Source organism: Ottowia caeni (assembly GCF_050821495.1).
Lineage (GTDB): Bacteria > Pseudomonadota > Gammaproteobacteria > Burkholderiales > Burkholderiaceae_C > Ottowia > Ottowia caeni.
The window spans coordinates 3,889,318-3,911,932 of sequence record NZ_CP151080.1 but is presented as its reverse complement, the minus strand read 5'-3'; the positions used below and the strand labels follow the sequence as shown (position 1 = coordinate 3,911,932).

Here is a 22,615-nt window from a genome sequence, read left to right as displayed (position 1 = left end):
GAAGAACGAGGCCGTTTTGCGACACCCTCTTCAGCCGCGATCGGCTTCCTTGGGAGCACAAGACGCCATTGATGACGGGTGACCCTTCGCGGCTGAAGCCGCTCCTACAAATGCAGGGGCGATGGAGGCCGTTTTGGGCTTTCAAAGTTTTGTTTCTCATGAGGGTGCTGTTCAAGTGGTGCCGGGTCAACAAGGCGCAAACAAGTCCACCCGGTCGCTCACGATGCCATCCGTGCCCAGCGCGATCAGCCGCTCGGCGGCCCATTCGTCATTCACGGTGTAGGACAGGCATTTCATGCCCAGGGCCTTCACCTGGCTGACCAACGCGGTGTCCCATAGGGCGTGGTTGCATACGATGGCCACACATTGGAGTTGCCGAGCGTGATTCAGCCAACCGTCCCACAAGATGTCTAGCAGCAGTCCGCGTGGAAGCTGAGGAGCGGCTGTCATGGCGCCCAGGAGCGACTCTGGGCGGAATGAGGTCAGCAAAGGAGGGGCCTCAGCGTTCAGCCATAACCGGGCGGCGAGTGCTGCCACCACCTGGCCGGTGCGTTCTTCGGCACCCGGCGTGGGTTTGATCTCGATATCCAGATGGTGTCGATTCATCAGGCACCAGCGAGCGAGGTTTTCGAGTGTCGGGATGGGTTCGCCGGCGTAAGCGCGGGAGTGCCAGCTGCCGGCGTCTAGCTGTGCCAGTTCGGACCAGGGGCGCTCCCCTGCGACGCCATGTCCGTGGGTGGTGCGCTCAAGGGTGTTGTCGTGCAGCAGGAAGGGTACACCGTCGGCACTGAGTTTGACATCGCATTCGAACATGCGCCAGCCATGCTGGGCGCCTAGGCGGAAGGCCGCCAGCGTGTTTTCGGGGGCTTGCTTGCCGGCGCCTCGGTGGGCGATCCAGAAGGGGTAGGGCCAGGGGGTGGGCATAGGGTTTTATCCTTTTGCTAAGCGGGAAGGGGGTGTTTTTCGACGCTTGTGAGTAGTGGGTCGCTGTTTATTTTGGATGGGCTGTAGGCCGGGATGTGCGCCCGGCAGCGCAGTATCTTTCTTTTGCTCCGCCACCGGATCGCCGGCCGAAAGAAAGACACCAAAGAAAAGGCGGACCCCACGTGGCGTGTCCCTACGCTTCGCTTCGGGCAACCTGCGCTACTCACGCAAGGGAGGCGCCGCTGAACTCCCTTTGTTCGCTTCGCTCACGCCGGTCAAACAGCAGCGGCGAGTCAGTTCACGAAGCAAGGGCATCTTGCAGTGCCCTTGCCCTCCCCTTGCGCTGCGTTGCTCGGCACTCCCCGAGGGGCGGGGAAACCTGACTCGGGCCATTGCTTTGCTCGGCCCTGGAGCCCTGGGACCGCCAAGCTCCAGCTTGGCATTCTCGCGCCCCGCAAACACCGCTGTTGGCTCTCTGCGTTCTCTACGTTCAAACATCCGCAGCAAGCAAGTTCACGAAGCAAGGGCATCTTGCAGTGGCCTTGTACACCCCTCGCCCTGCGCTTCTCGGCGCGTAGCCTTTCTAATGCTCGATCCGGGCGCCGGTGGCTTCGTCGAAGCCGTGGATTCGATCTTCCAGTGGGAGTACATGGAGTGCTTGCCCCGGTGCGGGTGGGGCTTCGGTTTCGTGCATGCGCAAAATGGTGAGGGGGCCTTCGGGGCCGCCAAGGTGGCCATAGACCAGGCGCTCGGCGCCGAGCATTTCGACGGTTTCAACTTCCAGCAGCCAACCGCCGCTGCCTTCGACCACGCGCAAGTGTTCGGGGCGAATGCCTAGTAATACGCCTTCGCGTACGCCTTCCACGTTCTTGAGCAGATTCATGGGAGGGGAGCCTATGAAGGTGGCTACAAAAGTGGTGGCGGGGCGGTGATAAACCTCTTCCGGGGTGCCAAACTGTTCCATGCGGCCAGCATTCATCACGATCATGCGCTGGGCCAGGGTCATGGCCTCCACTTGGTCGTGGGTGACGAACAAGCTCGTAATGCCAAGTTCGCGGTGCAGCTTTTCGATCTCCAGGCGCGTTTGCGCGCGCAGCTTGGCATCAAGGTTGGAGAGGGGCTCGTCAAACAAGAACACTTGAGGCTGTCTCACGATGGCTCGCCCCATGGCCACGCGCTGTCGCTGACCGCCGGAAAGTTCGCGGGGCTTGCGCTGCAGAAGGGCGCCTAGTTCCAGAATGGCCGCTGCCTTGTCCACCCGCGTCCGAATTTCTTCGGTAGGAACTTTTTGATCTTCAGGCCATAGGCCATGTTGTCGAACACGCTCATGTGCGGGTAGAGCGCATAGTTCTGAAACACCATGGCAATATCCCGCTCGGCCGGCTCCAGATCATTGACCACCCGGCCGCCGATGCTGATCGTGCCTTCGGTAATCTCTTCCAGGCCCGCCACCATACGCAGCAGGGTGGATTTTCCGCAGCCCGAGGGTCCTACGATCACGACGAACTCTCCGTCGTTGATCTGGGCATTGACACCATGGATGACCTGAGTGGCCTTGGCACCGGAGCCGTAGCGTTTGATGACGTTGTTGAATTCGATGGAAGCCATATGAATGTTGAGCGTTCAAGCGTTCAGCTTTGGGGCGAGGTCTCGGCTCAACGCGATACGTTGAACGTCTCGGCCACCTGTCTTATTTCTCGGTGTCGACGAGGCCTTTCACGAACCACTTCTGCATCAGAATGACCACCAGGGCTGGTGGCAACATGGCCAAAATGGCGGTGGCCATGACGACGTTCCACTCGACATAAATCTCCCCGAAGATCGCTCGCTTGATCCCAAGAACAATGGGGTACATGTCTTCGCTCGTGGTCACGATCAGAGGCCAGAGGTACTGGTTCCAGCCGTAAATGAACTGGATCACGAACAACGCGGCCATGCTGGTCTTGGAGAGCGGCAGAAGGATGTCCTTGAAAAACCGCATAGGACCGGCACCGTCAATACGCGCGGCTTCTGCCAGTTCGTCCGGCACGGTCAGGAAAAATTGGCGGAATAGAAAGGTGGCCGTGGCAGAGGCTATCAGCGGCACCGTCAGGCCCGCGTAGCTGTTGAGCATTTTCAGGTCTGAAATGACCTCATATGTGGGCCCGATGCGTACTTCCACGGGCAGCATCAGTGTGATGAAGATCATCCAGAACACCAGTCCCCGAAACGGGAACCGGAAGTACACCAGAGCGAACGCAGACAGCAGGGAAATGGCAATTTTGCCAAGGGCAATGACCATCGCGGTGACGAAGCTTACCCACAGCATGGGCCAACCCGCAGCAATGGTAGCGCCGTTGGCCGTCTTGCCGCCCATGAGGGCCAACTGGTAGGTATAGGCGAAGTTGGTGCCCGGCACCAGCGAGAGCGGGTGGCTTCCGGAAATCTGCTGGGCCGTTTGCGTCGACATGATGAAGGCGACCAGCACCGGGAAGGCGACGATCGACACCCCCACGATCAGTATGGCGTGGGCCATGGCATCCAGTACGGGGCGGCGTTCTACCATCATCTTTGGCGTCCTCAGTACTGAACTTTTTCTCGACAAAGCGGAACTGGAAGACCGTGAGCAAAATGACAATGCTCATCAGTACCACCGATTGAGCGGCTGACCCGCCCATGTCTAGCGCCTTGAAGCCGTCGTAGTACACGCGGTAGACCAAAATGGAAGTGTCCTTGCCGGGGCCACCGTGCGTGGCTGCATCCACGATCGCGAAGGTTTCAAAGAAGGCATAGATCACGTTCATGACCAGCAGGAAGAACGTGGTGGGAGAGAGCAGCGGAAAAATGATGGTCCAGAAGCGCCGCCATGGGGTGGCGCCATCAATGGTGGCCGCCTCGATGACCGCGTTCGGAATGGATTGCAGCCCGGCCAGGAAGAACAGGAAGTTGTAGGAAATCTGCTTCCACACTGCGGCGATCACGATCAGCGTCATGGCGTCGCCTGAGTCGAGTAAATGGTTCCACTCATACCCCATGGCCTGCAGGGCGTAGGAGACCACGCCCCAGGGCGATGCGAACATCATTAACCACAACACGCCAGCCACCACGGGAGCCACGGCATAGGGCCAGATCAGCAGAGTCTTGTAAAGGCCGGCGCCGCGCACCACGCGGTTGGCCATAACCGCCAGCAACAGCGCCACGCTGATTCCCACGGTGGCCACCAGAAGCGAAAAGACGGCGGTGATCTTGAACGAGTTCCTGTAGCTCGGGTCGTCAAAGAGCCGTTCGAAGTTGGCCATGCCGACGAATTCGCGGCTGGTTCCGAAGGCATCTTCCTGCAGAAGACTCTGGTAGAGGGCCTGCGCGGCCGGCCAGAAAAAACACGAGCACGATCGCCATTTGCGGCGCGATCAGGAGCCACGGCAGCCAGGCAGATTTAAAGCGAACGCGTTTTTCCATGAATGAAGATCATAGCGGCCGTATGTGGCGTGAAAGGGCGGATCCTTTCAGGGATTACGCTTATTGGATGATTGATTCGGTCTGCTTCGAAGGGCTCTGTCTTTGTAGCAGTGGCTTTCGAGCTTTCCAGGTTCCTTTCGGCGCCCGGCGTTCCGGAAAGAAACAAAGAGGGGTCCCTTGTAGGAGCGGCTTCAGAGGGTGTCGCAAAACGGCCTCGTTCTTCTTCCCTCTCCCTCCGGGAGAGGGCCAGGGTGAGGGCAGCGGCGCATGATCTGAGACTGTCTTTGGGCGCGCTCCCTCACCCCAACCCTCTCCCGAAAGGAGAGGGAAAACGAACAAGGCATCAACCCCGGTTTGCCTTCTGGAAGCGCTCCAGTTGCTCATTGCCACGCTTTACCGAAGCATCAAGCGCTTCCTTGGCGGTCTTCTTGCCTCCCCACACGCCTTCCATCTCCTCGTCAATGATGGTGCGGATCTGCACGAAGTTGCCCAGGCGGACACCGCGGGATTTGTCGGTCGTCTTGCGAATCATCTGCGTCACCGCGACGTCTGCTCCCGGATTCTTCTGATAGAAGCCAGACTTTTCAGTGAGTTCAAACGAGGCTTTGGTCACGGGCAGATAACCCGTGCGCTGGTGGCTGGCTGCAGCCACCTCTGGCTTGGAGAGGTAAGAGAAGAACTGGCCGATGCCTTTGTACTCTTCTGCCTTCTTGCCCGCCATCACCCACAGGCTGGCACCGCCGATCACGGTGTTTTGCGGGGAACCCGGTTCGTCGGGGTAGTAAGGCAATGTGCTGATACCGTACGCGAACTTGGCGTTGCGTGTCACGTTCCCGTAAAGTCCGGAGGAGGCCGTTGCCATGGCGCACTCGCCGGAAACGAAGGTGGCGTCGGCAGCGTTGTTGCGGCCTTTGTAGACGAACAGCCCCTGCTTGGCCATGTTGGCCAGGTTCTCTATATGGCGAACATGCAGCGGCGTGTTGACCGCCAGACGGGTGCCCAGCCCACCAAAGCCGTTGTTTTGCGTGGCGAACAGCACGTTGTGCCAGGCGCTAAAACTTTCCAGCTGCGTCCAGCTGATCCAGCTGGTGGTGAATGGGCACTTGTGGCCCGCAATCTTCAGCTTGGCTGCGGCCAAGGCTACCTCAGGCCAGGTTTTTGGTGGCTTTTCAGGGTCCAGGCCGGCGGCCTTGAAGGCATCCTTGTTGTAATGGAATACCGTGGTGGAGCTATTGAAAGGGAACGACAGCATCTGCCCGTTGGGGGCCGTGTAGTAGCCCGCCACCGCAGGAATGTAGGCGTTCTGGTCGAACGGGACGCCTGCCTGTTTCATGACTTCGGCCACCGGTTTGATGGCCCTCTTGCTGGCCATCATGGTGGCGGTGCCCACCTCGAACACCTGCAAAATGTGCGGTGCATTCCCGGCGCGGAAGGCTGCAATGGCGGCTGTCATGGATTCGTCGTAGCTGCCCTTGAACGTGGGTACGATCTTGTATTGTTTCTGGCTGGCGTTGAATTCCTTAGCCAGATCATTTACCCACTCGCCGAGGGCGCCACCCATCGAGTGCCACCATTGAATTTCTGTCTGGGCGTGGGCAGGCAGGGTGAATACAGCGGCCAGAGCAGCAGCCGCCAGAGGAAAGCGTGGTAAAAGTTTCATGAATTCTCCCGAAAAAGTTTCTTGAGGTTGCACGCGATATATGACAAAGCGATTGAAAAATCATTTCCAGACCGTGACAACCGGGTTTACACGAACGAACTACCAACTTAGTGACGCGCTGTTTCCCCCTTCCTGGGACCGCCAAGCTTCAGCTTGGCAGCCTTTTATTCAGCTGCCCCGCCTCCCGACATGGAGCTCTCCGGCATCAATGCTGACCTTGCGCACCATGGGTGAATGCTGCGCCGCATTAAAATCAGGATCCAGCCGGGCGTCTGCCTTCCTTGTCCCGCATTCCAATAAATCCCGCGCCGCGCTGGGCCTCATCCTATGAACGCTCCTGCCAAGCTAGATCATTTGCTTGCCGCCGCCGACGTGGCCCCCCGGCTACGCGAAATTCCGTACAACTACACCAGCTTCTCCGATCGCGAGATTGTGCTGCGCCTTCTGGGCGCACGCGCATGGGAAATTCTGGACAATCTGCGCAGTGAGCGCCATACGGGTCGCTCCGCCCGCATGCTGTATGAGGTTCTCGGCGACATCTGGGTTGTGCGTCGCAACCCCTACCTGCAGGACGACCTGCTGGACAACCCGCGCAGGCGCAAGCAACTTGTCGAGGCGCTTAACCATCGCCTCGCCGAGGTCGACAAACGCCGTACTCCGCAAACCGATGCCACCCGCGACGCGATGGTGGGCGAGCTTCTGGTGGCGGGGCGCCGTGTGGTGGAAGCGTTTGACCGGTCGTTCGAAAAGGTGGCGGCGTTGCGCCGCAGCGCCGCTCGCGCACTGGGCCGCTACACCGCCAAGGACAACATCAAATTCGACGGCCTTTCGCGCGTCAGTCATGTCACCGACGCCACCGACTGGCGGGTTGAATTCCCGCTGGTCGTGCTCACACCAGACACCGAGGCTGAAATGGCCGGCCTGGTCAAGGGCTGCATCGAGCTGGGTCTGACCATCATTCCGCGTGGAGGCGGCACGGGCTACACCGGCGGCGCGATTCCGCTTGACTGGAAAACCGCCGTCATCAACACCGAGAAGCTGGAGGCCTTGGGCAAGATCGAGATGCTGCGCCTGCCCGGTCTCGATCACGAGGTGGCTACCATCCACACCGAAGCCGGCGTGGTCACCCAGCGTGTGGCCAACGCGGCTGAAGCCGCCGGCCTGGTGTTTGCCTGCGACCCGACCAGTGCCGAAGCCAGCTGCATCGGCGGCAACATTGCCATGAACGCCGGCGGCAAGAAGGCCGTGCTATGGGGTACGGCCCTTGACAACCTGGCCAGCTGGCGCATGGTCACTCCCAACGCCGAGTGGCTGGAAGTCACGCGCGTGGGCCACAACCTGGGCAAAATTCACGATGCCGAGGTGGCCAGCTTCGAGCTAAAGACCTTCGATGCGAGCGGCAAGAAGCTGCTGAAAACCGAGCGGCTTGACATTCCTGGGGCTACCTTCCGCAAGGAAGGCCTGGGCAAGGACGTGACCGACAAATTCCTGGCTGGCCTGCCGGGCGTGCAAAAAGAGGGCTGCGACGGCCTGATCACCAGTGCCCGCTGGGTGCTGCACCGCATGCCTGCTCACACGCGTACCGTGTGTCTGGAGTTTTTCGGACACGCCAAGGACGCTGTTCCGAGCATCGTCGAGATCAAGGACTTCATGTTCGCCGAGGCCGCGCGCACTGGGGTGGTGCTGGCGGGGCTGGAGCACCTTGACGACCGTTATCTGCGGGCCGTGGGCTACAGCACCAAATCGCGGCGCGGTGGCTTGCCCAAGATGGTGCTGATTGGCGACATCGCCGGCGACGACGCCGATGCCGTGGCGCGAGCCACCAGCGAGGTCGTGCGCCTGGCCAACTCTCGCTCGGGCGAGGGCTTCATTGCCGTGAGCGATGATGCACGCAAGAAGTTCTGGGCCGATCGCAAGAAAACCGCAGCCATCAGCCGCCACACCAACGCCTTCAAGATCAACGAAGACGTGGTGATTCCGCTGCCTCGCATGGCCGAGTACACCGACGGCATCGAGCGCATCAACATCGAACTTTCGCTGCGCAACAAAATTGAGCTGGCAGACGAACTGGAAATTTTCCTTGAGCGGGGCAACCTGCCGTTGGGCGAAAACAGCGAAGCCGTGGCCTCGCCTGAGTTGCTGGCCGAGAAGGTGGAGCAGGCGCTGGTCGTGGTGCGCGAGGTGCGTGAGCTCTGGAAGGGCTGGCTTCGCGATGTCGACGCGCTGTTCCCTCAGCTGCAAGACCACAGCCTGCGCGCCAGCTGGAAAACGCAAATCCGCGTTCCCTTGCGGGATATCTTCACCGGCAGCGATTTCGAGCCCTTGCTTGCTGCCTTGAACGAGATTCAGCAGCGCGTGCTCAAGGGCCGCGTATGGATTGCGCTGCACATGCACGCTGGCGACGGCAACGTGCACACCAACATTCCCGTGCACAGCGACAACTATGCCATGCTCAAGACGGCGCATGAGGCCGTTGACCGTGTCATGGCGCTCGCCCGTCAGCTTGATGGCGTGATCTCTGGCGAGCACGGCATTGGCATTACCAAGCTCGAATATCTGAGCGACGAAGAGCTTGCCTCGTTTGCCGCTTACAAGCAACGCGTGGATCCGGAAGGCCGTTTTAACCGCGGCAAGCTCCTGCGCAACAAGGAGGTGCCTGCGCACCCCGGTCGCCGACTGCGTGCAGACTTGAGCAATGCCTATACACCGAGCTTCGGGCTCATGGGGCATGAGTCCATCATCATGCAGCAGAGCGATATTGGCGCCATTGCCGATTCGATCAAGGACTGCCTGCGCTGCGGCAAGTGCAAGCCCGAGTGCAGCACCCATGTGCCGCGCGCAAACCTGCTTTACAGCCCACGCAACAAGATTTTGGCGACCTCGTTGCTGGTGGAGGCCTTCCTTTACGAGGAGCAAACCCGCCGCGGCGTCTCGATCAAGCACTGGGAGGAGTTTGAGGACGTGGCTGATCATTGCACGGTGTGCCACAAGTGCCTCTCTCCGTGCCCGGTCAAAATCGATTTCGGCGATGTCACCATGAACATGCGCAACCTGTTGCGCAAGATGGGCAAGAAGAGCTTCCGGCCCGGCAACGCGGCCGCCATGTTCTTCCTGAACGCCACGAACCCGGCTGTGATCAACACCACCCGCGCGGCGATGACCGGCGTGGCCTTCAAGGCGCAGCGTGCGGTGGTTGATTTGTTGCGCCCGGCTGCCCGCAAGCAGACGCAACACCCACCCGCCACGGTAGGCAAGGCGCCGCTGCGTGAGGAGATCATCCACTTCGTCAACAAGAAGCTGCCCGCAGGGCTGCCCAGCAAGACCGCGCGTGCGCTGCTGGACATTGAAGACCGCAATTACGTGCCGGTGATCCGCGACCCCCAGGCCACCTCGGCCGACACGGAGGCCGTGTTCTATTTTCCAGGTTGCGGTTCGGAGCGCCTGTTCTCGCAGGTGGGCTTGGCCACGCAGGCCATGTTGTGGCACGCCGGGGTGCAGACGGTGCTGCCGCCTGGTTATGTGTGCTGCGGTTACCCGCAGCGCGGCTCGGGCCAGTTCGACAAGGCCGAGAAGATGATCACCGACAACCGGGTGCTGTTTCACCGCGTGGCCACCACGCTGAACTACCTGGACATCAAGACCGTAGTGGTTTCCTGCGGTACCTGCTACGACCAGCTTGCCGGGTACGAATTCGACAAGATTTTCCCTGGCAGCCGGATCGTGGACATTCACGAGTATCTGCTTGAGAAAGGTGTCACCCTGCCTGCCGAGCAGCAGGGCGCTTACCTCTATCACGAGCCTTGCCACAATCCCATGAAGTTGCAGGACTCCACCAAGACCGTGAAGGCGCTTATTGGGGATCAGGTCCTCAAGAGCAACCGCTGCTGTGGTGAAAGCGGCACGCTGGGTGTGACTCGGCCCGATGTGTCGACCCAGGTGCGTTTCCGCAAGGAAGAGGAAATTCGCAAGGGCGAAGAGGCATTGCGCGAGTCAGGTGCTGTGCCTGAAAAGGCCAATATCAAGATTCTCACCAGCTGCCCCAGTTGCCTGCAGGGCTTGAAGCGCTACGAAGACGACTTGCAAAACGGCCTGTTGGAGGCCGATTACATCGTGATCGAGATGGCGCGGCACATTCTGGGTGAAAACTGGCTGCGCGAGTATGTCGATCAGGCCAATGCCGGTGGCATCGAGCGGGTGTTGGTTTAACCGGAGCTTTCGCAGGCTGGCTTGCTCGGCACTTCGGTTTTCGTAGGCTGGGCTGACGCAGGAAGCCCTGCAAGCGGAACTCCCCATTCCAGCGCTGCTTGTTGGGCCTCGCCGTGCTCAGCACCAGCCTACGAGGCTGGTGGGGCAAATTAACGCTTGGTGTATGAGTCCGTCGCAATGATGAGTCGGGTACCGCTCAGCGTGTAAGGTTGACTGTAGCTCTTATTCCAGTCCACGGCGTTGGTAGAGCCGGGTTTATGGTCGTACGCGAAGCTGGGATCCACGGTGTTCACGAGGGCTGCTCTCACGATCTTGTACTGGAGCACGCTGGCTGCACAGGAAGAGAGCGCCAGTTCGGTGATTTGTTGGGCGCGTGGTCCATAGTTGATGGAGTTCAGCGTCAGCACGGCCTTGCTGCCACTGAATACCCAGGTTCCTTTGTCAGTGCTTGCCCAGGTGCCCGCCAACGGCGCGCAGCCTTGCGCCGAGCCTGGAGCCGCAGTGGAGGGGCCGCCTTCACGTGCGCCGGCGAATGTTCCACGGAAACTGCCCTCTGACTGGGAGTTGCCGTTGTATGAACCTGTCACGTTTCCTTGGAGGTCGATCTTGCCGGTGAGGGTGACACGGGTATCGACGGGCTGACCGCCGTCATTGCCTGTGATCGAAAAGCTCGCACCCTGGCCGCTCGATTCCAGAGATACACGACCGCTACACACATAGATCGCTTCGCCACCGCATGATCTGACAGCCCCATCGGTTTCCGCTGTGAACTGCAGGGTGGTGCCCTCGTCAGCGCGCAGGTTGTACTTGCCTGCGAATGAACTGACGGTGGCCGCGGGGGTTCCTCCGGAGCCAGAGCCTCCAGGTGTCTTTTCCCCCGAGAGTGAGCCACTTGATCGGCCCTCACTGGACTGGGCAGTCCAGCTTCCACTGACGCGCCCGGAGCTGTCAATGGTGGCGTCCATGGAGACTCTCACGTTCGAGGAGTCTTGACCATCGCTGCCTGACACGCTCAGGCCAGCCTCTTGTCCGCCCGGCTTCAGTGTCAGCGTGCCTTCGCAAGTGTAGGCTGCGCCGCAAGAGGTTACCCGGCCGTTTTGGTCTACGGTAATGCGCAGCACCGTTCCGTCGTCTGTTCGAAGGTCGTACTGGCCTGCATATCCCGCCAGCGCTCCAATCGGCTGCTGCGTGCCGCCCCCGCCGCTCCCACCGGAGTCACTGCTGTCACCTCCGCCACCGCAAGCACTCAGGCTGGCGATGAATGCCGCGAGAAGCAAGGGGCGAAAAATCTGAGAGTGGGTCTTGGTCATACGTCGAATTCAAATAAAAGAAAGACGCTTCGACCATATTTCCGAAACAAAAGAAGCAAAATGATGCAATTGCACTATTTCAGTAGTTTGTAACGATCCACACACGACCATGCGTGATGACCGATTCGACGCCTTCAGTGCGCTGCTGCTAGAGCTTTACCGTGTGTCCGCGGAAGAGCCCCTGGAGTCTTACCAGGACGCAGTATTGAATCTGATCAAGCCGCTAGTGCCTTTTGATACATGCATGTGGGGCACGGCCACCTATTTGCCCGGTCAGGGGATGGACATTCACACCATCCACCTGCATGAGCAATCGCAGGACATGATCAATGAGTACGCGCCGCTCAAGCACATGGACACTTGCGCGACTGAAATGGCAGGGCTGCCCTTTGCTACCCGTGGGTTTCACTGTGCCACGAGGTTTGCGGATCGAAGTGCGAGGGAGTACCGAGAGTATCTGCGTCGATTCGGGCACGAGAATGTGTTCATCAGTGCGTTCACGGACGTACATACCGGCGCCACACAGTGGATGTCTCTTTTTCGCGCTGACATCGACCAGCAATGCCGCTCCGAAGAGGTGGAGATGCTTGACTTGTTGTCTCCACACCTCATGCAGGGGCTTCGCCACAATCGTGCCAGACATCTTGAACGCGCCCACTTGAACGGCGAAGACGTTTCGGAAGCACTGATTGCGGATGCGCGTGGCGTGATCCACTACGCCACGCCTGGGTGCGAGGGCATGTTCCGCGCTGAATTTGGTGCGCTCACTTCACGAGGACGCCTGCCTGCGCCCCTGCTGGCGCGGATGTGTGAGGGATCTCAAGACTATGTGGGCAGGCATTTGGTCGCCTCCCATCGCGTTCGCAAGGATCTACTTTATGTGCGCTTGCGCTTGCCAGGTGCCGTCGACAGGCTGCCTCCGCGGCAGCGGGAGGTGGCTGAACTCATGGCGCAGGGCCTTTCTCACAAAGAGACAGCCCAGCATTTGGGTCGCTCCCCTGCAACGGTGCGTAACCAGATGCAAGATGTTTACCGAAAACTGGGGGTGCGGAGTGTGGCCGCGCTGGCGCAGGCTTTGCGCCGGTCAAGAGAGTTGTAACTGATGATATCCTTCGATCGCTAATGAGAAACAAAACTTTGAAAGCCCAAAACGGCCTCCATCGTCTCTGTCTTTGTAGGAGCGGCTTCAGCCGCGAAGGGTCACCGTCATCACTGGCGTCTTGTGCTCCGATGGAAACCAATCGCGGCTTCAGAGGGTGTCGCAAAACGGCCTCGTTCTTCTTCCCTCTCCCTCCGGGAGAGGGCCAGGGTGAGGGCAGCGGCGCATGATCTGAGACTGTCTTTGGGCGCGCTCCCTCACCCCAACCCTCTCCCGAAAGGAGAGGGGGCAATCGCCACTGCTGCACCAACCACTTTAACGACAGCCTCTGAAGCCGCTCCTACAAGCAAACCCTCTTTGTTTCTCCCCGGAGCGCCGTGCGCCGATGGTCCCTGGGATGCTCTGTAGTGGAGCTGGATTTGACGGCTAGTCACATTTTTGTCCATTCCTGAACGCCTGATAATGTGCAGGCTGAAGTATTGCGCCGTGTCGCAGTCTTGTGCAATGCTAGCATTGCACGTTTGCCGCCCCTGCGGCTGCTGATTCTTACCGCATGAACCGTTCCCCCACCCTTGAGTTGCCTGCCGAGCCCTCGCTGGAGCTTGGCCATTCGCCAGCCGATCCCTGGCAGCGCTTTGGCGGCATTCTGGTGCGCTCTGGCAAACTCGGAGCACGCGATCTTGATCGGGCCATGGCGGCGCAGCGGGAAATGGGCGGTTCGCTCGACCGTGTGCTGGTCAGCCTGGGTCTGGTGTCCGAGCTGGATGCCGCGCGTGCGCTGGCAGACCACCTGGAATTGCCTTTCATCGCAGCAGATTCCTTTCCGGATCTCCTGCCCGAGGCAGAGGGCCTTCTGCCCGAATTCCTTAAAGCCCACCACGTCCTCCCGCTGCGCGCCGAAGAGGCTCAGCTACACGTGGTCATGGCTGCACCGCAAGACGATTTTGTGCTTCAGGCGCTTCGACTGTCTTCCGGCTTGACTGTGCACCCCGCGGTCGGCGTGCCCAGCGACATCGAAAAAGCTCTCATACGCCTGCTGGACGAAGCACCCACGGGCGAGGAGGGTGACGAACGCAGCGAGCTGGAGGGCGACGCAGGCGACTTCGTAGAACATCTGCGCGATCTGGCCAGCGAAGCGCCGGTGATCCGCCTGGTGAACGCCATCATAGGCCGCGTCGATTGAATTGCGGGCCTCCGATATTCACCTGGAGCCCTTCGACGACGGACTCCACGTGCGCTACCGCGTTGACGGCGTTCTGCTTCCCGGCGATGTGGTGCCCACGCGCCTCGGCGCTGCGGTGAGTTCGCGTGTCAAGCTGCTGGCGCATCTGGACATCGCCGAACGCCGCTTGCCTCAAGACGGCCGCATCAAAACCCGAGTGAAGGGCCGCGAGCTGGATTTGCGCGTATCTACCGTACCCACGGTGCATGGCGAGAGCGTCGTCATGCGCGTACTGGACCGTGCCAGCGTGCGTTTCAGCCTGGAAGATATGGGCTTCGAGAAAGACACGCTGGCGCGCTTCAACCAACTGATTGCGAGGCCGCACGGGATTTTGCTGGTCACGGGCCCTACTGGTTCCGGCAAGACCACCACGCTCTACGCGGGGCTTGCCAAGCTTGATTCGACCACGCAAAAGATCATCACCGTGGAAGACCCGGTTGAATACCAGCTTGAAGGTATCAACCAGATCCAGGTGCACGCGCAGATCAACCTCACGTTCGCCAATGCCCTGCGCTCCATCTTGCGGCAAGACCCCGACATTATCATGATCGGCGAAATGCGCGACGGAGAAACGGCGCAGATCGCCGTGCAGTCGTCGCTCACCGGCCACCTGGTGCTGTCCACTTTGCATACCAACACCGCGGCAAGTGCCGTGGTTCGCATGCAGGACATGGGCGTGGAGCGCTACCTCATTACCTCTACGGTCAACGGTGTGCTGGCGCAGCGTCTGGTGCGCAGGCTGTGCCCCCATTGCCGCACGCCGGTGCAACCGGCCCCCGAGCTGCTGCAAAGCTCAGGTCTGGGCAGATTCATGGCGCCAGGCGCCCCCATCTACGAAGCCAAGGGATGCGATCATTGCCGTGGCACGGGTTACCAGGGACGTACCGGCATTCACGAGTTGCTGGTAGTTGATGAAGCCATGCGCAGCGGCATTCTGCGAGGCCTGGATGCAGGCGCCCTTCAGCAACTGGCCGTGCAGGCAGGCATGCACACGCTTTATGACGATGGTTTGCGCAAGGTGGCCGCCGGCGTCACCAGCCTTGATGAGCTGCTGCGCGTGACCCAGGATCAGAGCGATGCCTGAGTTTGTCTGGCGTGCCGCCCAGGCCAATGGGCAGCTGGTAGAGGGGCGCACAGAGGCTGCGGCGAGCGCTGCCGTGCTGCGCCAGTTGCGAGAGCGCGGGCTAACGCCCATCCGCGTCGATGACGTGGCGGCCATGCCTGCCGAATCGGCGGTGCCGGGCAGGCGCACAAGAACCAGGGTCGACAAAAGCCCCGTCAGGGCGGCAGACGTACTCACCCTCACGACAGAGCTTTCCATCATGCTGCGCGCTGGCCTAGCGCTCGACAACGCGCTGCGGGTGCTGATCGAGATGAGCCACAAGCCCAGTGTGGGGGCACTGCTGGGTACGATCCTGGAAGACGTCAAGGGTGGTGCACCCTTCAGCCGGGCGCTTAGCGCCCATCGCGAGCTTTTTGGTGATTTTTACATCAACATGGTGCGTTCAGGGGAAGCCAGCGGCCAGATGTCGCAAGTGCTTGAGCGTCTGGTCGAGCACATGGAACGGTTGCGCGCGCTGCGCGAAAGCGTCGTTTCCGCCACCTTGTACCCGGCCATTCTGCTGGGTGTGGCGGTGATCTCTCTTGTGGCCATGTTGGGTTTTGTCGTGCCGCAGTTCGAGCAACTCTTCAAGGACATGGGCGACGCGCTGCCTCTGCCCACGCGCATCGTTATGTTGCTGGGCCAGGTGTTTCGCAGCTATGGCCCGGTGTTGCTGCCAGTTCTGGTGCTCGTTGGATGGCTGCTGTGGCGCTGGATGCGCTCGCCCGCTGGCCGTGTCAAGTGGCAGGATTGGCTGCTGGGCTTGCCTGTGCTGGGCCCCTTGTTGCTCAAGTACGAGTTGACCCTTTTCGCACGTTCCCTGGGTACTCTTCTGGGTAACGGTGTGCCGTTGCTCACAGCTTTGCACATTGCCACGGAGACCGTGGGCAATGTGCGGTTGCGTCAGCCTTTGGCCAAAATGGCACCCATGGTCAAGGAGGGCACCCGCATGGTCGCGGCCATGCAAGCCACCCAGGTGTTTGAACCTTTGGCCGTCAACCTGGTCAGAGTGGGTGAAGAAACGGGCCGAATCGGGCCCATGATGACCGAGTTGGCCGATATTCTGAATCGCGATGTTGAAACAGGCATCAAGCGCGCGCTTACCCTTCTGGAGCCCATACTTATTTTGGTGCTCGGGGTGTTGATCGCCGCGATCATCGTCTCCATCCTGCTGGGCATTTTGTCCGTCAACGATCTTGCCCAATAAACCTTGTAACGAGAGAAAGAGCGCCATGAACGCACTTGCGCTAAGCCGCCGTCCGCAATCCGGGCCTTCCAACGCCCGACGTCGCAGCCGGGGTTTTACCCTTATTGAACTGCTGGTCGTGCTGGCCATTCTGACTCTGCTGGCCGGCATTGTCGGCCCGCGTGTGCTGAATCAGCTGGGCGGTGCAAAATCCAAGACGGCCGCACTGCAGATCGCTGACATCGATAAGGCGCTTGAAATTTACAAGCTCGACACGGGCCGCTACCCGACCAATGCCGAAGGCTTGCAGGCCCTTGTGGCCAAGCCGGCTTCGGCCAACGGCTGGAACGGCCCTTACCTCAAAGGCGGTGTGCCCAACGACCCTTGGGGCAACCCTTACCGCTACGCCAACCCGGGCCCTAACGGCGGCATCGAAGTCCTCTCGCTCGGCGGCGACAACGCTCCAGGTGGGGAGAGCGAGAATGCTGATGTGCGGAATGTGAACTGAGTCCGGTTCGGATCGGTTCTTGGTGAATGTTAGTCTTTTGCATGAGCGAGGGCTGGCCATCAGGCTTGAGCGGCGGTCAGCCGCGCCCTCCAGGGCGCTTAACTCCCTCTCCCGGGGGGAGAGGGGAGAAGGCCGTCGCAAAAGTGAGCTGCGCTGTCGAGGGGTGGACTCCCTCTCCCGGGGGGAGAGGGAAGAAGACCGTCGCAATAGTGAGCTGCGCTGTCGAGGGATGGACTCCCTCTCCCGGGGGGAGAGGGGAGAAGGCCGTCGCAAAAGTGAGCTGTGCTGTCGAGGGTTGGACTCCCTCTCCCTCCGGGAGAGGGTTGGGGTGAGGGAGCGCGCTCGCGCTTTGTCCTTTTTTAAGCGCGGAGCGCTTCCATTGAACGTGCAACACCCAAGCAACCCCAGCCGCAGATCAGGCGCCGCTGCCCTCACCCTAGCCCTCTCCCGGGGGGAGAGGGGAGAAGGCCGTCGCAAAAGTGAGCTGCGCTGTCGAGGGGTGGACTCCCTCTCCCAGGGGGAGAGGGGACAAGGCCCTCGCAAAAGTGGGCTGTGCTGTCGAGGGGTGGACTCCCTCTCCCGGGGGGAGAGGGAAGAAGGCCGTCGCAATGGTGAGCTGCGCTGTCGATGGGTGGACTCCCTCTCCCTCCGGGAGAGGGTTGGGGTGAGGGCAAGCGGCCTCACCACACGCACACACTTCCCTGCAAGCCCTCACGCCTCACCCCGCGGCTTCACCCTCATTGAACTCATGGTCGTCATGGCCCTGATGGCCCTGCTCGTCGGCCTGGTGCCCATTGCCTTCGGCCGCCTGAACGAATCTGCACAATACCGTGACACCGTCCGCGCTGTCCTCACCGACATGCGAACCGCCCGTTACCTTGCCCAAAGCGAGGGCACTGAGGTGCGCTTCGCCGTCAACCTCCGCGAGCGAAGCTTTGGCATAGAAGGCCGCGCCCCCCACATCGTGCCCGATCCCTTGCAGATGCGGGCCGTCATGGCTCAACAAGAAACTGGCGCAGATGGCCAGATGGCCATCCGCTTCTTGCCCAGCGGCGGCGCCAGCGGCGGCAGTGTCGATCTTCTTCGCCCATCAGGCACCGGAATCAGGCTGAGGGTGGACTGGTTCTCAGGCCGGGTAGAGCAGGAGCCGGTCAGCCCATGACAACAGCGCTGCACAGGTCTCGCACACGCGCTCGGGGCTTTTCGCTGCTTGAAATCCTGGTGGCGTTTGCCATCATGGCCATAGCGCTCGGCATGCTCTACCGTGTCATGGGCAACAATGCGCGCCAGGCAGGCCAGCTCACGGGCCAGGAGCGCGCCATGGTTTTAGCTCAGTCGCTTTTGGCGGCATACCAGATGGCGCCCCCGGATGGCATCCAAGCCACTGGTGACACGGCCGGATATGCCTGGGAAGTTCGGAGTGCCCCGTATCCCACCCCAGCCAATGCTAATGCACGCGCCTCGCGCCTGCATGAGTTGCAGATCACGGTAAATTGGGTAGACGGAACAGCGCCGCGCAGCTATGCCTTGACTACGCTCCGTCCGGAGCGTTTGCCGCAGGCAGGGGGGCGCCAATGAGATATTCATCGTTGATAGGGTGCCTGCCGGTATTTTCCTTTAGCTCGCGAACTCGTCGAATGCCTGCCTTTGTAGGAGCGGCTTTAGCCGCGAAAGGCCGGCCCACGCGAACAGTTGCCTCATTAGCCAAGATGCCCTTCGCGGCTAAAGCCGCTCCTACAAACGCGCAGGCCCCACAATTCCTGGGCACAAGCGGGCAGCCTGCCAGCGCTGCATCGGTCTCGTCCAACGGAATAGGGCGCAAGTCAAAACAGTCAGCCGGCTTCACCCTGGTCGAAGTCCTCATCGGGCTCGCCCTGTTGTCGCTCCTCATGCTCGGGCTCACCGGCGCCATGCGCGCCATGAGCGACACCAGCCAGGGCATAGAGCGTCGAATAGACTCCACCGACCGCTACCGCGTGGCCGGTCATCTGCTGGAAGCCGTGCTTGGCGGAGTTTCTGTTCGACGCTTGCCCAATGCGGGCGGCAACCCCACCGCGCAGGGCATTTTCTTTGAAGCTACTGCCAATTCGCTGGCCTGGATCGGTGTCATGCCCGCGCGCTACGGCGTGGGAGGGCGGCACTACCTTCGCCTGAGTGTGGAAGGTGATCAGCTCATGCTGCGGTACGCACCCTGGAACGGCGCAGCGACCTTCTCTGAATGGGGTAGCGCCGCTGCGCAAGTGGTTGCCGAGCCTGTGACCGGGTTCGACCTGCGCTACCTTGAGCCAGATTCCCAGCAATGGCTAGCCGCGTGGCCGCCAGAGAGCCTGCGCCCGAATATTGTCTTGCCCGGCGCCATAGAAGCCACCATCCATGGCCTTGAAACGCCTTGGCCGCCGCTGGTGGTAGCCACGCATGGGCTCGCGGCCACCGATCCATCAATTGTCAGAGGGTCTTGGGGGCCATGACCAGCAAGCCACAACACCAGGGCTCCCGTCAGGCGGGCATGGCGCTCATCGCTGTGCTGTGGATCGTGGCAGCCCTCAGCCTGCTGGTCGTCGGAATGTCTCAAACCGTGCGCCAGCAGATTCGCCTGGTCGGAACGCAGAATGACGAGGTCAGGGGGCAAGCGCTGGGCGAAGCCGCCGTCATGCTGGCTCTTCAAGAGCTTCAGGTCACTCCTGAGCGTCCGCGGGGGCTGGTGCAGGTCAACCAGCAGTTCGACGGGGTCGACATGACTGTCGAGGTCATGCCGCTTGGCGGGTTGATTTCGCTCAACGGCGCGAACGCTCTTCTGCTGGCCAGCGCCTTCAAGGTGGCCACCGGCATGAACGCCTCTGCCGCTGAGGCGCTGGCCAACGAACTGGTCGCATGGCGCGGAGAAGCGAGCGACGGTGGAGAAAGGCGCTGGTTTGAGGCCGTGGAAGACCTGCTGCTCGTTCCTGGTGTCAACTATGCACTCTATGAGCGTGTCAGTCCTCTTTTCACTACCATCACGCGAAATGCCGGCGTCAACCCAATGGCGGCTCCCCCAGAGGTGCTCGCCGTGTTGGCTGATGGCAACATTGAGCGGGCTTCTAACATCGCGCAGCGCCGCGCCGAAAGCGAAGTTGGCATAGACACCAGCGCGCTCAATCAGGGGTTTCTGGCATCCGGTGTTTCAGATGAATACCGGCTTTCGGTCAGGGTGCCCTTAGAAGGAGGCAAAATACTGCTCTTGACCCGCGACGTCGGCTTGAGTAGAACCCCTGCAGGCGAGCCGTGGCGAGTATTCTCCGCCATGCGCCGAATCTTGCCTTCATCTTCGTCCTGAAATCCGGACGCCTTATCTTTCATATGCTTGCTTCAAGCCCAGATCAACGTCGATTTTTCGGCATGGACGTCAGCCAGTGGCCGAGCCAATGGGCCGCCACGGGGGCCTGCTGCTGCGCTCGCGCGCTTTGCGCTGGCTCACGCCTCTGGTTCGCATTGAGCTGACCCAGGCCAACGGCCAACATGCCACCCTGGACATGGCACAAGGCTTGGCCCGGCCAGCGGTTGGTTCCGCCGCAGCGGGGGCCCGCGCCATTGAGTTATTGCCCGAGCAGGTTCTGCGCCGCCAATTGGTACTGCCCCGTCTGGGTACAGCCGACCTGGCCCGAGCCGTGGCCCTTGAAGTGGCCGCCATCACACCCTTTCCGCCCGAACGCACCGCCAGTGCGTTCTCCGTCCTGCCAGGGGAGGGCGAGACTTTCATGGTGGATCTGGCGCTCACTTCTACCCACGAAATAGACAAACGCCTTCAAGCCGTTGGGGCAGGCGGCGACAACCCTCCCGAAGTGTGGGTGCTGCCCGCAGGCACTGAAGCGCTACGGCACGAGTTCGCACCTCTTGTATTTCAAGGGTACGGCGGCGCTGAGCGCCGCCGACTTAATGCGCGTGGCCTGGGTTTGAGGGGAGGCTTGCTGGCATTGGCTCTGCTGCTGATTGCATGCCTGGCGGTGACGCCTGCCGCGCAGACCAGAATGCGCGCCATACAAGCGCAGGCCGCCTTCGACCAACTAAGCAAGGAAGCTGCGCCGCAGTTGGCGCAGCGCGAGAAAATCGTCAAGCAGACAGAGCGACTTCAGGCGATTGCCAAGCTGGCTGAGCAGCAGTTGGCTCCATTGCCTGTACTGAACATGCTCACGCGCAACCTGCCCGACGGCTCCTGGCTCTCCAACCTGCGGTTGGAAGGCGGCAAAGTCACGATCACAGGCGCTGCCGACGACACGGCCGCTCTGGTTCGTAGCCTGGGCGGCCAGCCCGGTGTGCTTGGCGTGCGCTCGCCGTCTCCTGCCACGCGCATGGGGCGGTCAGACAAGGAATCTTTTACCCTCGAACTCACGCTGGACCCTGCCGTCTACGGCGTGCTGCGCACGGGGGCAGCTCCATGAACCGCAAAGCCCTACGCCCTGAACACGTGTGGCTGCTAATTGGCGCCACCGCCTTGGTCGCCTTGCTGATTGGCATCGGCAGTTACGCAGCCACCCGCTATCATGCATCCACCGACCTCATGAGCCAGATCGAGCCTCGCTTTGCACGGCTAGCCGGCTTGCGCTCGGACGGCGTGCGACTGCGGACCACCGAGCAGGCCTTGTCCGCGAATCTCGCGCGCTTGGCCTATGGCCCCGAGGGAGATCCGGCACAGACCGGCAATGCAGCTTTGCAGCAATTGCGCACAGCCCATGGCCTCAAGAGGGTTGCAGGTATCGAGCAGCCAAGTCTTGCCCGCACGTGAAGAGGGAGACTTCCTGCGAATAGGTCTTAATCTCCGCGTAGACGGCGAGCTTGGGGCGTTGAGCGATTTCCTGCGCGACATGGCGCAGATCCAGGCACCTGTAATATTCAGCGAGAGTGTGCAACTGTCTGCGCAACCGTTCCAGGCGCGCACCCAGAATGTTTCTGCGCAACTCAATTTGTTCGTTTTGAAGGTGCGGCCATGAATCGTCGTGCCATCCCTCTGTTGTTGGTTATCAATACGGCGTTGGCTGTTGGATTGGCGGTGCTGTGGTTTGGTCCCGGCAGGTCCACGCAGTGGCAACCTCCTGCGGCTCAGCCCCCAAACTTGAACGACGCGCGCGCTGCGGTGCTTCGCCCGCGCCCCGAGGCCCTGGCAGAGTATCCGCAAATCGCCGAGCGCCCGTTATTTTCCGCCGCCCGCCGCCCCACTCAGTCGGCGCCAGATTCGGAAAAAACCGCAGCTCCACCGCCTGTGGAGCTAGACAAGCTCAAAATGTTCGGCACCATCAATGGGTCAACCATGCGTGGCATCCTCGCAGAAGTTGAAGGCCAGTCGCGCTTTGTTCGTCGTGGTGAAAAAGTCGGCGAGTGGACCCTTCGCAGCATTGAAAGCAGTCAGGCTGTATTTGAAAAGGACGACGAGCGTCGGATAATTCCGTTGCCCCTGGCGCAGGCCGGCAAGCCTGCCCCTTCCGCTGCTCGCCCGGCTCCGGGCGCCCGCCGCACCACGCAGCGTGCAGTGCCTGCGCCAACACCTGCCCCAGCCGCCCGAACCGCCCCCGTTGCCCGTCCCGTTCCACCGTCAGCTGTCCGACCGTCCCCGGCCCCGACCGCTCCCGCCGCCCCTGCGGCCGCACCGACTGACGCCAGCAAGCCAGAGATCAAAGGGTCGTGGGGGCCATGATTCTCCTATCCCGCCAGAGCGCCAGCTCCACACGGAGCTCCCACCCCCTCAGGGGGCTAAGCACTCATCGTCAACCGAAAGTGAGTGCAAGCTGCACCCGAAACGCCCTCTCCCTCCAGGAGAGGGCGGGGGTGAGGAGCGCGCCAGCGCTCAACAGCCGTACCCCGGCAGCGCGACTTCAAAAAAATTCGCGCCCCCAGCAGCCACCTCAGCGAACACCCCGGCGTGTAGCCGCCCACCAACACGCTGCAGAGGCTGCGTCTGCTTACGCTCGCCCTCCATACATCAGCGAAAA

Annotated in this window: 17 protein-coding genes and 3 pseudogenes; 13 read left to right on the top strand and 7 right to left on the bottom strand. The window is 61.1% G+C overall.

Annotation, left to right across the window (positions count from 1 at the left end; all coding sequences use genetic code 11):
• Positions 1 to 186: 186 nt before the first annotated feature.
• From ugpQ to ugpB, 6 genes and pseudogenes are all read right to left on the bottom strand, one after another.
• The gene (ugpQ, locus tag AAAK34_RS18365; protein ID WP_231694782.1) at positions 187 to 924 is read right to left on the bottom strand and encodes a glycerophosphodiester phosphodiesterase; all 738 of its coding nucleotides are present in this window, start codon (positions 922 to 924) and stop codon (positions 187 to 189) included.
• A 583-nt stretch (positions 925 to 1,507) separates the two neighbouring features.
• Positions 1,508 to 1,807, bottom strand: a complete 300-nt coding sequence (locus tag AAAK34_RS18360) for a TOBE domain-containing protein (RefSeq protein WP_431778039.1) — start codon at positions 1,805 to 1,807, stop codon at positions 1,508 to 1,510.
• Positions 1,808 to 2,098: 291 nt separating this feature from the next.
• A pseudogene (locus AAAK34_RS18355) lies at positions 2,099 to 2,532 on the bottom strand (ATP-binding cassette domain-containing protein); the annotation flags it as partial.
• Positions 2,533 to 2,614: 82 nt separating this feature from the next.
• Positions 2,615 to 3,469, bottom strand: coding sequence for a sn-glycerol-3-phosphate ABC transporter permease UgpE (gene ugpE / locus AAAK34_RS18350; protein WP_231694853.1), 855 nt, complete (start codon positions 3,467 to 3,469; stop codon positions 2,615 to 2,617).
• Positions 3,470 to 3,494: 25 nt separating this feature from the next.
• Positions 3,495 to 4,362: pseudogene (ugpA, locus tag AAAK34_RS18345) on the bottom strand (sn-glycerol-3-phosphate ABC transporter permease UgpA); the annotation flags it as partial.
• Between the two features lie 343 nt (positions 4,363 to 4,705).
• The gene (gene ugpB / locus AAAK34_RS18340) at positions 4,706 to 6,022 is read right to left on the bottom strand and encodes a sn-glycerol-3-phosphate ABC transporter substrate-binding protein UgpB (protein WP_231694785.1); all 1,317 of its coding nucleotides are present in this window, start codon (positions 6,020 to 6,022) and stop codon (positions 4,706 to 4,708) included.
• A 327-nt stretch (positions 6,023 to 6,349) separates the two neighbouring features.
• Here ugpB and AAAK34_RS18335 point away from each other — a divergent pair, with 327 nt between their 5' ends.
• The gene (locus AAAK34_RS18335; RefSeq protein WP_231694786.1) at positions 6,350 to 10,228 is read left to right on the top strand and encodes an FAD/FMN-binding oxidoreductase; all 3,879 of its coding nucleotides are present in this window, start codon (positions 6,350 to 6,352) and stop codon (positions 10,226 to 10,228) included.
• A 149-nt stretch (positions 10,229 to 10,377) separates the two neighbouring features.
• Here AAAK34_RS18335 and AAAK34_RS18330 read toward each other — a convergent pair whose 3' ends face one another.
• Complete coding sequence (locus tag AAAK34_RS18330; RefSeq protein ID WP_231694787.1) at positions 10,378 to 11,538, bottom strand: hypothetical protein; 1,161 nt, start codon at positions 11,536 to 11,538, stop codon at positions 10,378 to 10,380.
• 109 nt (positions 11,539 to 11,647) lie between these two features.
• Here AAAK34_RS18330 and AAAK34_RS18325 point away from each other — a divergent pair, with 109 nt between their 5' ends.
• The 12 genes and pseudogenes from AAAK34_RS18325 (at position 11,648) to AAAK34_RS18270 (ending at position 22,320) form a co-directional block, all read left to right on the top strand.
• Entirely contained in the window at positions 11,648 to 12,637 is a 990-nt protein-coding gene (locus tag AAAK34_RS18325) for a response regulator transcription factor (protein WP_431777546.1), read from the top strand.
• A gap of 553 nt (positions 12,638 to 13,190) precedes the next feature.
• Positions 13,191 to 14,943 (top strand): annotated as a pseudogene (gene gspE, locus AAAK34_RS18320) (type II secretion system ATPase GspE).
• Entirely contained in the window at positions 14,936 to 16,168 is a 1,233-nt protein-coding gene (locus AAAK34_RS18315) for a type II secretion system F family protein (protein WP_231694790.1), read from the top strand. The pseudogene gspE and the gene AAAK34_RS18315 overlap by 8 nt, the downstream one beginning before the upstream one ends.
• 25 nt (positions 16,169 to 16,193) lie before the next feature.
• Positions 16,194 to 16,655 carry a type II secretion system major pseudopilin GspG gene (gene gspG, locus AAAK34_RS18310; protein WP_231694791.1) on the top strand — a complete coding sequence of 154 codons (462 nt, stop codon included), beginning with the start codon at positions 16,194 to 16,196 and terminating at the stop codon, positions 16,653 to 16,655.
• 664 nt (positions 16,656 to 17,319) lie between these two features.
• Positions 17,320 to 17,817 (top strand): pilus assembly FimT family protein, encoded by a 498-nt coding sequence (locus AAAK34_RS18305; RefSeq protein ID WP_431777545.1) that lies wholly within the window; start codon positions 17,320 to 17,322, stop codon positions 17,815 to 17,817.
• Entirely contained in the window at positions 17,814 to 18,233 is a 420-nt protein-coding gene (locus AAAK34_RS18300; protein WP_231694793.1) for a prepilin-type N-terminal cleavage/methylation domain-containing protein, read from the top strand. Before AAAK34_RS18305 ends, AAAK34_RS18300 begins: the two co-directional genes overlap by 4 nt.
• A gap of 131 nt (positions 18,234 to 18,364) precedes the next feature.
• Positions 18,365 to 19,123 carry a prepilin-type N-terminal cleavage/methylation domain-containing protein gene (locus AAAK34_RS18295; RefSeq protein WP_231694794.1) on the top strand — a complete coding sequence of 253 codons (759 nt, stop codon included), beginning with the start codon at positions 18,365 to 18,367 and terminating at the stop codon, positions 19,121 to 19,123.
• Positions 19,120 to 19,968 carry a type II secretion system protein GspK gene (locus AAAK34_RS18290; RefSeq protein ID WP_231694795.1) on the top strand — a complete coding sequence of 283 codons (849 nt, stop codon included), beginning with the start codon at positions 19,120 to 19,122 and terminating at the stop codon, positions 19,966 to 19,968. The genes AAAK34_RS18295 and AAAK34_RS18290 overlap by 4 nt, the downstream gene beginning before the upstream one ends.
• 76 nt (positions 19,969 to 20,044) lie before the next feature.
• On the top strand, positions 20,045 to 21,070 hold the full coding sequence (locus tag AAAK34_RS18285; RefSeq protein ID WP_431777544.1) for a PilN domain-containing protein: 1,026 nt from the start codon (positions 20,045 to 20,047) through the stop codon (positions 21,068 to 21,070).
• Complete coding sequence (locus AAAK34_RS18280) at positions 21,067 to 21,414, top strand: hypothetical protein (protein WP_431778047.1); 348 nt, start codon at positions 21,067 to 21,069, stop codon at positions 21,412 to 21,414. Before AAAK34_RS18285 ends, AAAK34_RS18280 begins: the two co-directional genes overlap by 4 nt.
• Positions 21,299 to 21,619: a GspMb/PilO family protein gene (locus AAAK34_RS18275; RefSeq protein WP_431777543.1), complete on the top strand. Its 321-nt coding sequence runs from the start codon at positions 21,299 to 21,301 to the stop codon at positions 21,617 to 21,619. The genes AAAK34_RS18280 and AAAK34_RS18275 overlap by 116 nt, the downstream gene beginning before the upstream one ends.
• Positions 21,616 to 22,320, top strand: a complete 705-nt coding sequence (locus tag AAAK34_RS18270; protein ID WP_231694798.1) for a hypothetical protein — start codon at positions 21,616 to 21,618, stop codon at positions 22,318 to 22,320. The genes AAAK34_RS18275 and AAAK34_RS18270 overlap by 4 nt, the downstream gene beginning before the upstream one ends.
• The last annotated feature ends 295 nt before the right edge of the window (positions 22,321 to 22,615 follow it).